Origin of the sequence: Pseudomonas aphyarum, assembly GCF_028657055.1 — a bacterium.
GTDB lineage: Bacteria > Pseudomonadota > Gammaproteobacteria > Pseudomonadales > Pseudomonadaceae > Aquipseudomonas > Aquipseudomonas aphyarum.
This window is the reverse complement of record NZ_JAMDGS010000004.1, coordinates 24,938-38,297: the sequence shown is the minus strand read 5'-3', so window position 1 is coordinate 38,297 and position 13,360 is coordinate 24,938. Positions and strand designations below refer to the sequence as shown.

The 13,360-nt window shown below is 59.9% G+C and carries 13 protein-coding genes; 4 read left to right on the top strand and 9 right to left on the bottom strand.

Annotated elements, in window-relative coordinates:
- The first annotated feature begins 2 nt into the window (after positions 1–2).
- The 3 genes from M5G18_RS06030 to M5G18_RS06020 all read left to right on the top strand — a co-directional run bounded on the left by M5G18_RS06030 (position 3) and on the right by M5G18_RS06020 (position 3,902).
- Positions 3–3,155 carry a CusA/CzcA family heavy metal efflux RND transporter gene (locus M5G18_RS06030; RefSeq protein ID WP_273899059.1) on the top strand — a complete coding sequence of 1,051 codons (3,153 nt, stop codon included), beginning with the start codon at positions 3–5 and terminating at the stop codon, positions 3,153–3,155.
- A gap of 134 nt (positions 3,156–3,289) precedes the next feature.
- On the top strand, positions 3,290–3,490 hold the full coding sequence (locus M5G18_RS06025) for a co-regulatory protein PtrA N-terminal domain-containing protein (protein WP_273899060.1): 201 nt from the start codon (positions 3,290–3,292) through the stop codon (positions 3,488–3,490).
- 79 nt (positions 3,491–3,569) lie between these two features.
- On the top strand, positions 3,570–3,902 hold the full coding sequence (locus tag M5G18_RS06020; RefSeq protein ID WP_273899061.1) for a DUF2790 domain-containing protein: 333 nt from the start codon (positions 3,570–3,572) through the stop codon (positions 3,900–3,902).
- 149 nt (positions 3,903–4,051) lie between these two features.
- On the opposite strand, the gene M5G18_RS06015 is transcribed toward M5G18_RS06020, so the two are convergent.
- The 3 genes from M5G18_RS06015 to M5G18_RS06005 all read right to left on the bottom strand — a co-directional run bounded on the left by M5G18_RS06015 (position 4,052) and on the right by M5G18_RS06005 (position 6,193).
- A complete protein-coding gene (locus tag M5G18_RS06015; RefSeq protein ID WP_273899062.1) occupies positions 4,052–5,377 on the bottom strand; it encodes an OprD family porin in 1,326 nt (441 codons plus the stop codon).
- Positions 5,378–5,537: 160 nt separating this feature from the next.
- Complete coding sequence (locus tag M5G18_RS06010) at positions 5,538–5,852, bottom strand: helix-turn-helix domain-containing protein (protein WP_007951468.1); 315 nt, start codon at positions 5,850–5,852, stop codon at positions 5,538–5,540.
- The gene (locus M5G18_RS06005; protein ID WP_096822369.1) at positions 5,849–6,193 is read right to left on the bottom strand and encodes a toxin; all 345 of its coding nucleotides are present in this window, start codon (positions 6,191–6,193) and stop codon (positions 5,849–5,851) included. The genes M5G18_RS06010 and M5G18_RS06005 overlap by 4 nt, the downstream gene beginning before the upstream one ends.
- A gap of 369 nt (positions 6,194–6,562) precedes the next feature.
- Here M5G18_RS06005 and M5G18_RS06000 point away from each other — a divergent pair, with 369 nt between their 5' ends.
- Positions 6,563–7,036, top strand: a complete 474-nt coding sequence (locus tag M5G18_RS06000; RefSeq protein WP_273899063.1) for a GNAT family N-acetyltransferase — start codon at positions 6,563–6,565, stop codon at positions 7,034–7,036.
- 58 nt (positions 7,037–7,094) lie between these two features.
- Here M5G18_RS06000 and nuoN read toward each other — a convergent pair whose 3' ends face one another.
- Genes nuoN through nuoI form a run of 6 tightly spaced genes read right to left on the bottom strand, consistent with a single transcriptional unit; the run spans position 7,095 to position 13,358 of the window.
- Positions 7,095–8,558, bottom strand: a complete 1,464-nt coding sequence (gene nuoN / locus M5G18_RS05995) for an NADH-quinone oxidoreductase subunit NuoN (RefSeq protein ID WP_007951465.1) — start codon at positions 8,556–8,558, stop codon at positions 7,095–7,097.
- A gap of 7 nt (positions 8,559–8,565) precedes the next feature.
- Positions 8,566–10,098, bottom strand: a complete 1,533-nt coding sequence (nuoM, locus tag M5G18_RS05990) for an NADH-quinone oxidoreductase subunit M (protein ID WP_007951464.1) — start codon at positions 10,096–10,098, stop codon at positions 8,566–8,568.
- A 39-nt stretch (positions 10,099–10,137) separates the two neighbouring features.
- Positions 10,138–11,991 (bottom strand): NADH-quinone oxidoreductase subunit L, encoded by a 1,854-nt coding sequence (gene nuoL, locus M5G18_RS05985; RefSeq protein ID WP_007951463.1) that lies wholly within the window; start codon positions 11,989–11,991, stop codon positions 10,138–10,140.
- Positions 11,988–12,296, bottom strand: coding sequence for an NADH-quinone oxidoreductase subunit NuoK (gene nuoK / locus M5G18_RS05980; RefSeq protein ID WP_003180046.1), 309 nt, complete (start codon positions 12,294–12,296; stop codon positions 11,988–11,990). Before nuoK ends, nuoL begins: the two co-directional genes overlap by 4 nt.
- A 3-nt stretch (positions 12,297–12,299) precedes the next feature.
- The gene (gene nuoJ, locus M5G18_RS05975) at positions 12,300–12,800 is read right to left on the bottom strand and encodes an NADH-quinone oxidoreductase subunit J (protein WP_007951462.1); all 501 of its coding nucleotides are present in this window, start codon (positions 12,798–12,800) and stop codon (positions 12,300–12,302) included.
- A gap of 9 nt (positions 12,801–12,809) precedes the next feature.
- Positions 12,810–13,358, bottom strand: a complete 549-nt coding sequence (gene nuoI / locus M5G18_RS05970) for an NADH-quinone oxidoreductase subunit NuoI (protein WP_007951461.1) — start codon at positions 13,356–13,358, stop codon at positions 12,810–12,812.
- Positions 13,359–13,360: the final 2 nt, after the last annotated feature.

The window sequence follows — 13,360 nt, the reverse complement described above, 5'->3', positions numbered from 1 at the left end:
CCATGTTCGAACGCCTGATCCAGTTTGCCATCGAGCAGCGCATCATCGTGCTGCTCGCCGTTCTGCTCATGGCCGGCCTCGGCATCGCCAGTTATCAGAAACTGCCGATCGACGCCGTGCCCGATATCACCAACGTCCAGGTGCAGATCAACACCGGCGCGGCCGGGTTCTCGCCGCTGGAAACCGAGCAGCGCATCACTTTCCCTATTGAAACCGCGATGGCCGGCCTGCCGGCGCTGGAGCAGACGCGCTCGCTGTCGCGTTCGGGGTTGTCCCAGGTCACGGTGATCTTCAAGGACGGCACCGATCTGTTCTTTGCCCGGCAATTGGTCAACGAGCGGTTGCAGTCGGCCAAGGAGCAATTGCCCGAGGGCGTAGAAGCGGTCATGGGGCCGATTTCCACCGGTCTCGGCGAGATCTTTTTGTGGACGGTCGAAACGAAGGAAGGCGCGCTGAAAGAGGACGGCACGCCCTACACGCCGACCGACTTGCGGGTGATTCAGGACTGGATCATCAAGCCGCAACTGCGCAATGTCCCAGGCGTGGCCGAGATCAACACCATCGGCGGTTTTGCCAAGGAGTATCAGATCGCGCCCGATCCGAAAAAACTCGCGGCCTACAAGCTGACCCTCACCGATCTGGTGACGGCGCTGGAGCGCAACAACGCCAACGTCGGCGCCGGCTACATCGAGCGCAGCGGCGAGCAATTGCTGATTCGCGCGCCGGGGCAAGTGGCGAGCACCGAGGACATCGCCAACATCGTCATGGCCAACGTCGACGGCACGCCGATACGGATAAAGAACGTCGCCACCGTGGACATCGGCCGCGAACTGCGCAGCGGCGCCGCCACGGAAAATGGCCGGGAAGTGGTGCTCGGCACGGTGTTCATGTTGATCGGTGAAAACAGCCGCACGGTCTCCCAGGCAGTCGCCGCCAAGCTCGAACAGATCAACAAGTCGTTGCCCGCCGGCGTGATCGCGGTGCCGGTGTACGACCGTACGCATCTGGTCGACAAGGCCATCGCCACGGTGAAGAAAAACCTCGTCGAAGGCGCGATTCTGGTCATCGCTATCCTGTTTCTGTTCCTCGGCAATATCCGCGCCGCGCTGATCACGGCGATGGTGATTCCGCTGTCGATGCTGTTCACCTTCACCGGCATGTTCAGCAACAAGGTCAGCGCCAACCTGATGAGCCTCGGCGCGCTGGACTTCGGCATCATTGTCGACGGCGCGGTGGTGATCGTCGAAAACACCCTGCGCCGGCTGGCCCATGCGCAGCAGCATCACGGGCGACTGCTGACGCGATCCGAGCGTTTCCATGAAGTGTTTGCGGCGGCAAAAGAAGCGCGGCGCCCGCTGATTTTCGGTCAGTTGATCATCATGGTGGTGTACCTGCCAATTTTCGCCCTGAGCGGCGTCGAAGGGAAAATGTTCCACCCGATGGCATTCACCGTGGTCATCGCATTGCTTGGCGCCATGCTCTTGTCCGTGACCTTTGTGCCGGCGGCGATTGCGCTGTTCGTGACCGGCAAGGTCAAGGAAGAAGAGGGCGTGGTGATGCGCGGCGCCCGTCGCGTTTATGCACCGGCGCTGGACTGGGTCATGTCCCATCGGACGATGGCGGTCGGCGCGGCGCTGGGTGTGATTGTGCTCAGCGGTGTGGTCACCAGCCGCATGGGCAGCGAGTTTGTGCCGAGTCTCAGTGAGGGCGATTTTGCCTTGCAGGCACTGCGCGTGCCGGGCACCAGCCTGACGCAATCGGTGGACATGCAGCAGCGGCTGGAAACGTTGATCCTCAATAAAGTGCCGGAAGTCGAGCGTGTATTCGCCCGCACTGGCACTGCGGAAATCGCCTCCGACCCGATGCCGCCGAACATCTCCGACAGCTACGTGATGCTCAAGCCGAAAGAGCAATGGCCGGACCCGAGCAAGTCCCGCGAAACCCTGATGGCCGAACTGCAACAGGCCGCGGCAACACTGCCGGGCAGCAACTATGAACTGTCGCAGCCGATCCAGTTGCGCTTCAACGAGCTGATCTCCGGCGTGCGCAGCGACGTGGCGGTCAAGGTGTTCGGTGATGACATGGACGTGCTCAACGCCACGGCGGCGAAGATTGCCGCCGCGATGCAGAAGGTCGACGGTGCGTCCGAGGTCAAGGTCGAGCAAACCACCGGTCTGCCGGTGCTGACCATCAACATCGACCGCGACAAGGCCGCGCGTTACGGCCTCAACGTTGGCGATGTGCAGGACACCATTGCGGTGGCCGTCGGCGGGCAGAAGGCCGGGACGCTGTATGAAGGTGACCGCCGATTCGACATGGTGGTGCGCTTGTCCGACGCCATGCGCAAGGACATCGACGGGTTGTCGGCGCTGCTGATTCCGGTGCCTGCAGCTGGCGGTGACGCTTCCAGTCAGATCGGTTTCATCGCGCTGAAGGACGTTGCCAGCCTCGATCTGGTGCTGGGGCCGAATCAGGTCAGCCGCGAGAATGGCAAGCGCCTGGTGATCGTCAGCGCCAACGTGCGTGGGCGCGACATCGGTTCTTTCGTTGCCGAAGCGGGCGAAGTGATCGAGCGCGACGTGCAGGTGCCGGCGGGTTACTGGACCACCTGGGGCGGGCAGTTCGAGCAACTGCAATCGGCGGCCAAGCGCTTGCAGATCGTGGTGCCGGTGGCGTTGCTGCTGGTGTTCGGGTTGCTGTTCATGATGTTCAACAACCTCAAGGACGGCTTGCTGGTGTTCACCGGGATTCCGTTTGCGCTGACCGGCGGGGTCATGGCGCTGTGGCTGCGGGACATTCCACTGTCGATCTCGGCGGGTGTCGGGTTTATCGCGCTGTCCGGCGTGGCGGTGCTGAATGGGTTGGTGATGATCGCGTTTATCCGAAACTTGCGGGAGGAGGGGCGCTCGCTCTCCGAGGCGATTCACGAAGGCGCGCTGACGCGATTGCGTCCGGTGCTGATGACGGCGCTGGTGGCGTCTTTGGGCTTCATTCCGATGGCTCTTGCGACCGGCACCGGGGCCGAGGTGCAGCGACCGCTGGCGACGGTGGTGATTGGCGGAATCCTGTCCTCGACCATTCTCACGCTGCTGATCCTGCCGGCGTTGTATCAGCTGGCGCATCGTCGGGACGAGGAAGCGCCTACTGCGGTTTAGTCACTTTTTGCCTCAACAACAGGCCCGCGATTGCGGGCCTTTCTACATAACGGATATGTAATTTCGGCGCCACCGTCACGAAAGGTTCGGATTGTTACCTTGATCCCGTCAGTGACTTGAATGAGGAATCAATGATGAAACTTGCACAGATTGGCGCGTTTGCCGTGGCTCTGATGATGTCTTCCCTGGTGTTGGCCGAAGGTGGCGGCGACCGCACTTTCGACCGAATGATGGCCGCCAATGAGCGCTCGATGGAGGTGTTTGCTGCGAAGGAAAAGGCCCGTGATCCGGTCGTCGTGAACGACAAGAAGGACGACAAGACCCAAGACCTGTAAGCGTGCTGCCAGTGAATGAGCCCGTCATCGCGCATCGATGGTGGGCTTTTTTATGAGTCGTGTTTTGAAGGAAACGAATATGAAAACTCTAAAGCTGTTGGCGTTTACCGCTGTCATGGCGATGTCCTTGAATGCGTTGGCAGAAGGCGGTGGCGACAGAACGTTCGACCGGGCGCTCAGCGCCAACACCAAAGCCATGGAGCAGTACGCGGCCAATCAGGGCAAAGCGGCGCCGGTGGTCAAGGAATACGAGTACGGAATGAAGCTGGATGTGAAGAAGGTGGTGAGCGTTGTCCGGCCGAAAAATGAATGCGCGGTCGTGCCGGCTGCGATGACTTACGAGGACTCCAAGGGGCAGCTCAATACGGTCACTTACAACGTGATGGGGAATTGCCGTCAGCAGGGTGGTTAACGTTAATTCCCGCTGAAACGCCCGGTTCATGTTCAGTGAGTCGGGCTTTTTTTCGGGCATAAAAAAGGCGCCCCGAAGGACGCCAAAGATTCACCTCTTACCAAAGGAGCCAGGAGCTTCTAAAGGTGAATGGGCATTGCTCGTGAAACTCAGAGAATCGCCAGCGGGTATTCGACGATCACCCGCACTTCATCCAGATCCGACTCGAATGCGGTGGCGCGGGTGGTGGCCTGGCGCAGACGCAGCGACAGATCTTTCATCGAACCGCTCTGCACCACGTATTTGACTTCGATGTCACGTTCCCAGCGCTTCTGGTCGGTCAGCGGATTGCCCTCGGCATCGCGGCGCATGTACACGGCGTTGGCGTTGGAGTAATCGGCGTCGCTGCCGCGCGCATAACGGGTCATGAACGACAGACCCGGCACGCCATAGGTGGTCATGTCGAGGTCATAGCGCACCATCCACGAACGCTCTTTCGGTGAGTTGAAGTCGCTGTACTGGATGGAGTTATCGAGGAAGATCGAGTCGGACTGACGCAGGTAATCGAAGTCGTCGTTGCCGTTGTTGCGCTGGTGGGAGAGGGCGACGGAGTGGGCGCCGAGTTTCACGCCGACGCGGCCGCTCCAGATGTTGTTGTCGAACTCGCCGAGCAACTGTTTGCCCTCGTCGACGGCCTTGTAGTAATTCAGGCCGCCGAACAGCGACAGGTCATCCGACAGTGGATACGTCCAGGCGGTGCCGGCGTAGTACTGGTTCCAGGCGTCTTTCAGGCGACTGGAATACAGGCTGAAACTGAGGTTTTTATTCAGCGCATAATCACCGCCACCGTAAGCGATCCACGGCGAGTTGACCGGCCCGGCATAGAAGGTCGCGAAGTTTTCGCGCAGGTCGCTGGACACCGGTTGGCTCATCGCATGCAGCCGGCCGCCCTGGATCGACAGACCTTCGATGCTGGTGTTGGTCGCGGTCACACCGCGAAAGCTTTCCGGCAGCAACCGCGAATCGCCTGCCGCGACCACCGGGTTGGCCGGGAACACATCACCGACTTTCACCACCGTATCGAAGGCCCGCACTTTGGCGGCGCCGCCGACCTTGGTGTATTCGTCCCGCGCCTCACCGTTACTGTTGACCGGCAACACGTCGAACGAACTGCGGCCACCGTTGCGGCCGTCACCGGTGTCGAGCTTCAGGCCGATCATCGCAAATGCATCCACCCCGACCCCGACGGTGCCCTGGGTGAAACCGGATTCGAACTTGCCGATGATGCCGTGGGCCCAGGCTTCGGAATAACCATTGCCCGTCGGACTGGACTGGCCGTTGCGGTGGTCACGGTTGAAATAGAGGTTACGGTTGAGCACCGTCAGGCTGCTGCCTTCGATAAACCCTTCGGGGTTTTCTTCTGCAAACACCGTGGACGGCCCGGCGCCGACAACCACTGCTAGAGCGGCCATCGACATTTTTGTGTTGTTAACCATCAATCACTCCTTGGGTTCGGCAGAACGGGAACGAGCTTCGGCGTGGGTTTTATTGTTCGACGGACAAGGGCCCGCCGGGAGAGTCGCCGGGTGACATCGTTGCAGGCTGCGGATAACGGGGAGGTGATTGGGGAATTACAATTTTGTTAGATCCCGGAAGTCAGGTCAGAGCCGCAAGGTGGTCGATCGTTTGTGGAAAACGCTCGACTAGTCGAATGAGTGTCGTCGCTTGGGCATTTGGCGTTGCTCGACCTTGTTCCCAGTTTTCGAGGGTTCGAGTGTTGGTTCGCAGGTACATGGCGAAAACTGACCGGGAGAGGTTGAGTTGCTGGCGGATCGCAACAACTTCCTCGGCAGTGATCGGCAATAGTTTGGGTAACTGGACTTTGTGGGTGCGAAGGGTGACCTTGCCTTGGCGCTCGTCGGCCAAAGCCTCAAGGCCCTCCATCAGTTCGGAAAAAATGTCACGTTTCATATTTGGGTTCTCGTGTTGATTTCTGTATCCAGCGCCTGTTTGAAGACTCTTTTCTGGGAAGGCAACAGATCGTCTTGCTCGTTTTTGCTGTACACGGTGAACAGCCAGAATTGGTCGAAACCAGACCACCAGTAATAAATCACTCGTAATCCGCTGCGCTTGCCCTTACCGCGTCGTTGGTCGCAGAAGCGAATTTTACGTAGCCCGCCCGTGCCTTCGATGAGGTCGCCCGCTTCAGGATTTTTCAGCAGCTCCAACTGAAAGCTGCGAAACAGGTCATCATCCAGGTAATCGTCCCGGTGCTTCTGGAACGCGGGTAATTCGATAAAAAGAGCATCCATGTTCTGTACGTTACCTGCGTATAGTTTTGTCCCGATGATCGAATTGGTCAAGGCCTCCAGGCCATCCTTTTCGCCCCCTTTTCAACGGTAGTCACCGATCGTAAAAACACTTGTAGGACGAGTCGGGCAGTGTGGTGGGAGCGTTCGACTGTTTAGGGAAGAGCCTTGCGATTGACTCGTCGGAACAATCCGCAGCACTATCCAGCCATGACTGCCCAACACCGAATGACCATGATGTGCTTCTCTATGACCGCTTCCGGCGGGCCATAAGGTCATGCATGTCTGGTCAATGACGTGTTACCCAAAGCCCCGCCAGAAATGGACGGGGCTTTTTCATTGCCTGTCCGCACATGGCTCAAGGAGGGAGAAATGTTCGAAATCAAAAGAGCCACCCCGGTCGATGCCGGGATAGCGTTCGAGATTCGGCGACTGGCGATCCGGCATCAATGCATCGGTCCCTACAGCGAGCAGCAAATGCTCGACTGGACAAAAGGCTCGGCGGCAGACGGTTATGACACGCTCATGCAAAAGCATTTCTATCTGGGTTGCGTTGAGGGGGAGCCCGTGGCAACCGGCATGCTCGATCTGGAGCACCGCGAAATCGGCGCAATCTTCATCCATCCGGATTTCATGCAGCGCGGTCTGGGTAAGCGTGTGCTGCACTTTCTGGAAGCGCTGGCACAGGATCTGGGACTGACAGAGGTTTGTCTGGATGCGACGTTGAATGCCGCTGATTTTTATCGGCGCTGCGGTTACGTCGGGGAGGGGAGTGCGATCTACCAATCGCCTTCAGGTCTGCAACTGGCTTGCGTGCCAATGGTGAAAAAACTCAAGACGGTTTAGACGCAAAAACGGCACCCGAAGGTGCCGTTTCTGTTTGTAGCCAACTATCGCTGAGCGATCAGCCCGCCAGGCCCGATTGCTGAACCAGGGTCAGCAGCGGTTGTGGGTAGACGCCGAGGAAGAACGCCACCAGGGCGATCGCCAGCAGCATCACGCCGCCTGCTTTCTGTTCCCAGTGCAGTTGGGCGTCGTGGCGGCGCAGGTTCGGTTCGATCAGGTACAGGGTGACCATCACGCGCAGGTAGTAGAACACGCCGATGGCGCTGCCCAGTACCAAGGAACCTACCAGCCACCATTGGTGCGACTCGACACCGGTGGCGATGATGTAGAACTTGCCGATGAAGCCAGCGGTCAGCGGGATACCGGCCAGGGACAGCATCATCACGGTCAGTACGGCGGTCAGGTACGGACGGCGCCAGAACAGGCCGCGGTACTCGTACAGCGCGTCTGCGTCACGGCCGTTGTACGGCGAGGACATCAGGGTGATCACGCCGAAGGCGCCGAGGCTGGTGATCACGTAGGTGACCAGGTACACGCCGATGGCTTCCACCGCCAGACCCTTGCTCGCCACCAGTGCGATCAGCAGGTAGCCGAAGTGCGCGATGGAGGAGTAACCGAGCAGACGCTTGAGGTTGCTCTGGGTCAGGGCCAGCAGGTTACCGAACAGGATCGAGGCGATGGCGATGATGGTCAGCACGTTGCTCAGCACGCCACTGCTTGCGGCAGGGGAGATCTGGAACAGACGAACCATTACCGCGAACACGGCCACTTTCGACGCGGTGGCGAGGAACGCAGCCACCGGTGCCGGAGCACCTTCGTACACGTCCGGCGTCCACAGGTGGAACGGTACCAGCGACAGTTTGAACGCCAGACCGATCAGCATCATGCCCAGGCCCAGTTGCGCCAGCGAGCTTGGCAGGCCGGTCGCGGCCAGTGCCTGACCGATGCCGACGAAGCTCAGCGAACCCGAGTCGGCGTACAGCAGCGCCATACCGAACAGCAGGAACGCGGAGCCGGCGGCCGACAGCACCATGTATTTGATGCCGGCTTCCAGCGAACGCTTGTTGAAGAAGGCGTAGGCCACCAGACCGTAGACCGGCACCGACAGCAGTTCCAGACCGATGAACAAGCCGGCCAGGTGCTGCGCGCTGACCAGAACCAGGCCACCGGCGGCGGCCATCAGGATCAGCAGGTACAGTTCTTCACGGTTGCCCGGGTAACCCGAACCGCCATCGCCGAGGTAGGCGTGGGCGAGGGTGACGCAAGCGAGGGTGGCTACCAGGATCAGCGCCATGTACAGGCAGGCAAAGGTGTCGATCTGCAGCAATGGAGTCACGGCCAGAGGCGCGACTTTCAGCGCTGGCAGGATCGACAGCAAGGCCAGGTTCAGACCCGCCACCGAAATCAGGAAGGTCTGCGAGTGGTTGCGGCGCCAGGCGATTGCCAGCATCACCACGATAATGGTGAGGCTGGTGATCAACAGTGGCGCAAGCGCAATAAAGTGTTGAATCGTGAATTCCATAGCGCTCTTACCGGGCCGAAGCGAGTTGAGTGAAGGCGGTGCCGAGCCACTGCTGCACGCCATGCATCGTGGCGGCGGAAGTGTCGAGGAACGGTTGCGGGTAGACGCCGAGGTAAATCAGCAGTACCGCAAGGCCCAGCACCATGATCAGTTCGCGACCGTCCATGCCGTGCAGGATCGAATCCGATTTGGACGGACCGAAGTAAGCGCGGTGGATCATGATCAGCGAGTAGACCGAACCGAACACCAGACCGGAGGTGGCAATCGCGGTGATCCATGGAGCACTGGCGAACGTACCGATCAGGATCAGGAACTCGCCGACGAAGTTACCGGTGCCCGGCAGACCCAGGGAGGCGGCTGCGAAGAACAGGCTGATCGCCGGCAGGTAAGCGATACGCGACCACAGACCGCCCATCTCACGCATGTCACGAGTGTGCAGACGCTCGTACAGCTGACCGCTGAGGATAAACAGTGCGGCTGCCGACAGACCGTGCGCCAGCATCTGGATCACGGCACCTTGCAGTGCCAGTTGGCTGCCGGAGTAGATGCCGATCAGTACGAAGCCCATGTGGGAAACGGACGAGAAGGCGATCAGACGCTTGATGTCGGTTTGCGCGAAAGCGAGGAACGCACCGTAGAAGATCCCGATCAGACCGAGGGTCATGGCGATCGGCGCGAATTCGGCCGATGCGTTCGGGAACAGCGGCAGGGCGAAACGCAGCAGACCGTAGGCCGCGGTTTTCAGCAAGATACCGGCGAGGTCGACGGAACCTGCAGTCGGCGCCTGGGCGTGAGCGTCAGGCAGCCAGGAGTGGAACGGAACCACTGGCAGCTTGACCGCGAAGGCGATGAAGAAGCCGAGCATCAGAATGTACTCGGTGGTCATCGACATCTTGGTCTTCAACAGATCGGCGTAGTTGAAGGTGATCACGCCGGTGCTGTTGTAGTTGACCAGGACCAGACCCAGGATCGCCACCAGCATGATCAGGCCGGAAGCCTGAGTGAAGATGAAGAACTTGGTCGCCGCGTAGATCCGGGTTTTCTTGCCGTCCGAAGAACTGTGACCCCAGAGCGCGATGAGGAAGTACATCGGCACCAGCATCATTTCCCAGAAGAAGAAGAACATGAACAGGTCGAGGGCGAGGAACACGCCGACAACGCCGCCCAGGATCCACATCAGGTTCAGGTGGAAGAAGCCAACGTGACGTTGAATCTCTTTCCACGAGCAGAGTACCGACAGGATACCCAGCAGACCGGTCAGCAGGATCATCAGCAGCGACAGGCCGTCGAGGGCCAGGTGCACGTTGATGCCGAAGCGCTGGATCCAGACGTGCTTGAACTCAAGCGCCCAGGTCGGATCGGCGCCAGGCGCCGGAGCAAATGAATAGTCACCGTGGGCCCACAGCCAGAGGCCGAGGGCGAGTTCCAGGGTCATGGTCAACAGCGCAATCCAGCGGGGGAGGGTAGCGCCGAAGCGCTCACCCATCCAGCACAGCAGGCCGCCGATGAAGGGGATCAGGATTAGCCAAGGCAGAATCATGACGGGCTCGTTTCCTTTCGCAAATTCGCAAGGTTCATATCAGACCGCTACCAGCACGACAGCGCCGATGACCAACACGGCACCAGCAGCCATCGAAGCAGCGTACCAACGCAGTTGACCGGTTTCGGTACGGCTCAGGGCAGTGTGACCACCCTTGGCCATGCGCGGGATCAGACCGATGGTCTGGTCGAGCGGGTCTTTGCGCAGCATGTGGCTGATCGCAAGGTACGGCTTCACGAACAGTTTGTCGTAGATCCAGTCGAAGCCCCAGGCAGCGAACCACCAGGCCGAAAGCAGACGGCCGATGCCGCTGTTGGCGATCGCAGTCACGAAGCGACGCTTGCCAAGGAACAGCAGGGCCGCCAGCAGGATACCGGCCAGGGCGATGGCGCCCGAGGCGATTTCCAGACTGTGCTTGGCTTCGCCACCGGCATGACCAACGCTTTCCGGCAGTACGCCGTGCAGCGGTGGAACGATCATGGCGCCGACGAAGGTCGACAGCACGATCAGCACCGACAGCGGCAGCCAGTGAGCGATGCCATGGCCGGCGTGAGCTTCGGTCTTGGCTTCACCGTGGAACGCGATGAAGATCAGGCGGAAGGTGTACAGCGACGTCATGAATGCGCCGACCAGACCTGCGTAAAGCAGACCGTGGTTGCCGCTGGCGAACGCTTCCCAAAGGATCTCGTCCTTGGAGTAGAAACCTGCGGTCACCAGCGGCAGGGCGGCCAGAGCGGCACCACCGACGATGAAGCTGGCGTAGGCCAGCGGCAGTTTCTTCCACAGGCCGCCCATCTTGAAGATGTTCTGCTCGTGGTGGCAGGCAACGATCACCGCACCGGAAGCAAGGAACAGCAGGGCCTTGAAGAAGGCGTGGGTCATCAGGTGGAAGATCGCGCCTTCCCAGGCGCCAACGCCCAGCGCCAGAAACATGTAGCCGATCTGGCTCATGGTCGAGTAGGCGAGGATACGTTTGATGTCGGTTTGCACCAGTGCGGCGAAACCGGCCAGTACCAGGGTCACACCACCGACGATGCCGACCAGGTGCAGGATGTCCGGCGCCAGGGCGAACAGACCGTGGGTACGGGCGATCAGGTAGACACCGGCAGTCACCATGGTTGCGGCGTGGATCAGTGCCGAAACCGGGGTAGGGCCGGCCATCGCGTCCGCCAGCCAGGTTTGCAGCGGCAGTTGCGCCGATTTACCGACCGCACCACCCAGCAGCATCAGGGTCGCCAGCACGATCCAGAAATCGCCGACCTTGAAGTGCTCAGGCGCTTTCACCAGCAGCTCCTGGACGTTCAGCGTGCCCAGTTGCTGGAACAGGATGAACAGGCCGATTGCCATGAACACGTCGCCGATACGGGTGACGATGAAGGCTTTGAGTGCGGCGTTACCGTTGTTGCGGTTGCTGTAGTAGAAACCGATCAACAGGTACGAGCACAGGCCCACGCCTTCCCAACCGAAGTAGATGAACAGCAGGTTATCGCCCAGGATCAGGAACAGCATGCTGGCGATAAACAGGTTGGTGTACGAGAAGAAGCGCGAGTAACCGTCTTCGCCACGCATGTACCACGATGCAAACAGGTGGATCAGGAAGCCGACACCGACGACCACACCGAGCATGGTCACGGACAGACCATCCAGGTACAGCGCGAAGTTAGGCTGGAAACCTTCCACCGACATCCAGCGCCACAGCACCTGGGTGTAGACGCCACCTTCCGGTGGCGCGACGTTGAATTGCCAGATCACGTAGGCCGCGACGATGGCAGACAGGCCGATGGAGCCGACACCGATCAGCGCCGACAGGTTTTCCGAGAAGCGGCCGCGCGAGAACGACAGCAACAGGAACCCGATCAGAGGGAATACGAAAGTCAGAAAGAGTAGGTTCATCCGCGCATCTCACTGGCAGCGTCGATATCGAGCGTGTGGAAGCGGCGATACAGTTGCAGCAGGATCGCCAGGCCAATACTGGCTTCGGCGGCTGCAAGGCTGATCACCAGGATGAACATGATCTGTCCATCCGGTTGCGCCCAGCGGGCGCCCGCGACGATGAAGGCCAGTGCAGAGGCGTTCATCATCACTTCCAGACTCATCAACACGAACAAAATGTTGCGGCGGACCATCAGGCCGACCAGACCAAGGCAGAACAGGATGCCGGCGACGGCTAAACCATGTTCGAGAGGGATAGCAGGCATGTCTTACTCCTTCGCCTCGTTACGGCCCAAATGGAACGCCGTGACGGCTGCAGCGAGCAGCAGCATCGAGGCGAGTTCGACCACCAGCAGATACGGACCGAACAGGCTGATGCCCACGGCTTTTGCATCGACGGTGGTGTGGCCGATGGCCTGACCGCTCTGGTGAGCGAACAGCACATACAGCAGTTCGGCCAGCAGCAGGGCGGCGAGAATCACCGGCCCCGCCCAGATCCCGGGCTTGAGCCAGGTGCGTTCCTGCTGAACCGAGGCGGGACCGAGGTTCAGCATCATCACCACGAACACGAACAGCACCATGATGGCGCCAGCGTAGGCGATCACTTCCAGCACGCCGGCGAACGGAGCGCCGAGTGCGAAGAAGGTCATGGCCACGGCGATCAACGAAATGATCAGGTAGAGCAGGGCGTGCACAGGATTGGTGTTGGTGACCACACGCAGTGTGGACACAACAGCGATACCCGATGCGAAATAGAAAGCGAATTCCATCGTTCTTCCTTAAGGCAGCAAGCTCTTCACGTTGATCGGCTCGGCTTCGTTTTGTGCGGCGCCTTTCGGCTTGCCCGCAACGGCCATACCTGCAACACGATAGAAGTTGTAATCAGGGTTTTTGCCGGGGCCGGAGATCAAAAGATCTTCTTTCTCGTACACCAGGTCCTGACGTTTGAACTCGGCCATCTCGAAATCCGGGGTCAGCTGGATCGCGGTGGTCGGGCAGGCTTCCTCGCAGAGACCGCAGAAAATGCAGCGCGAGAAGTTGATACGGAAGAAGTCCGGGTACCAGCGACCGTCTTCGGTTTCAGCTTTCTGCAGCGAGATGCAACCCACCGGGCAGGCCACGGCGCACAGGTTGCAGGCTACGCAGCGTTCTTCGCCGTCGGGGTCGCGGGTCAGGACGATGCGGCCACGGTAGCGTGGTGGCAGGTAGACCGGCTCTTCCGGGTATTGCAGGGTGTCGCGCTTGCGAAAACCATGGCCGAAGACCATGACCAGGCTGCGCAACTGGGTACCGGTACCCTTAACGATGTCGCCAATATATTTGAACATGG

What these genes read in the sequence shown, in the direction of transcription:
- M5G18_RS06030 (WP_273899059.1), top strand. Translation starts at nt 3, where the DNA reads ATGTTCGAACGCCTGATCCAGTTTGCCATCGAGCAGCGCATCATCGTG.
- M5G18_RS06025 (WP_273899060.1), top strand. Translation starts at nt 3,290, where the DNA reads ATGAAACTTGCACAGATTGGCGCGTTTGCCGTGGCTCTGATGATGTCT.
- M5G18_RS06020 (WP_273899061.1), top strand. Translation starts at nt 3,570, where the DNA reads ATGAAAACTCTAAAGCTGTTGGCGTTTACCGCTGTCATGGCGATGTCC.
- M5G18_RS06015 (WP_273899062.1), bottom strand. Translation starts at nt 5,377, where the DNA reads ATGGTTAACAACACAAAAATGTCGATGGCCGCTCTAGCAGTGGTTGTC.
- M5G18_RS06010 (WP_007951468.1), bottom strand. Translation starts at nt 5,852, where the DNA reads ATGAAACGTGACATTTTTTCCGAACTGATGGAGGGCCTTGAGGCTTTG.
- M5G18_RS06005 (WP_096822369.1), bottom strand. Translation starts at nt 6,193, where the DNA reads ATGGATGCTCTTTTTATCGAATTACCCGCGTTCCAGAAGCACCGGGAC.
- M5G18_RS06000 (WP_273899063.1), top strand. Translation starts at nt 6,563, where the DNA reads ATGTTCGAAATCAAAAGAGCCACCCCGGTCGATGCCGGGATAGCGTTC.
- nuoN (WP_007951465.1), bottom strand. Translation starts at nt 8,558, where the DNA reads ATGGAATTCACGATTCAACACTTTATTGCGCTTGCGCCACTGTTGATC.
- nuoM (WP_007951464.1), bottom strand. Translation starts at nt 10,098, where the DNA reads ATGATTCTGCCTTGGCTAATCCTGATCCCCTTCATCGGCGGCCTGCTG.
- nuoL (WP_007951463.1), bottom strand. Translation starts at nt 11,991, where the DNA reads ATGAACCTACTCTTTCTGACTTTCGTATTCCCTCTGATCGGGTTCCTG.
- nuoK (WP_003180046.1), bottom strand. Translation starts at nt 12,296, where the DNA reads ATGCCTGCTATCCCTCTCGAACATGGTTTAGCCGTCGCCGGCATCCTG.
- nuoJ (WP_007951462.1), bottom strand. Translation starts at nt 12,800, where the DNA reads ATGGAATTCGCTTTCTATTTCGCATCGGGTATCGCTGTTGTGTCCACA.
- nuoI (WP_007951461.1), bottom strand. Translation starts at nt 13,358, where the DNA reads ATGTTCAAATATATTGGCGACATCGTTAAGGGTACCGGTACCCAGTTG.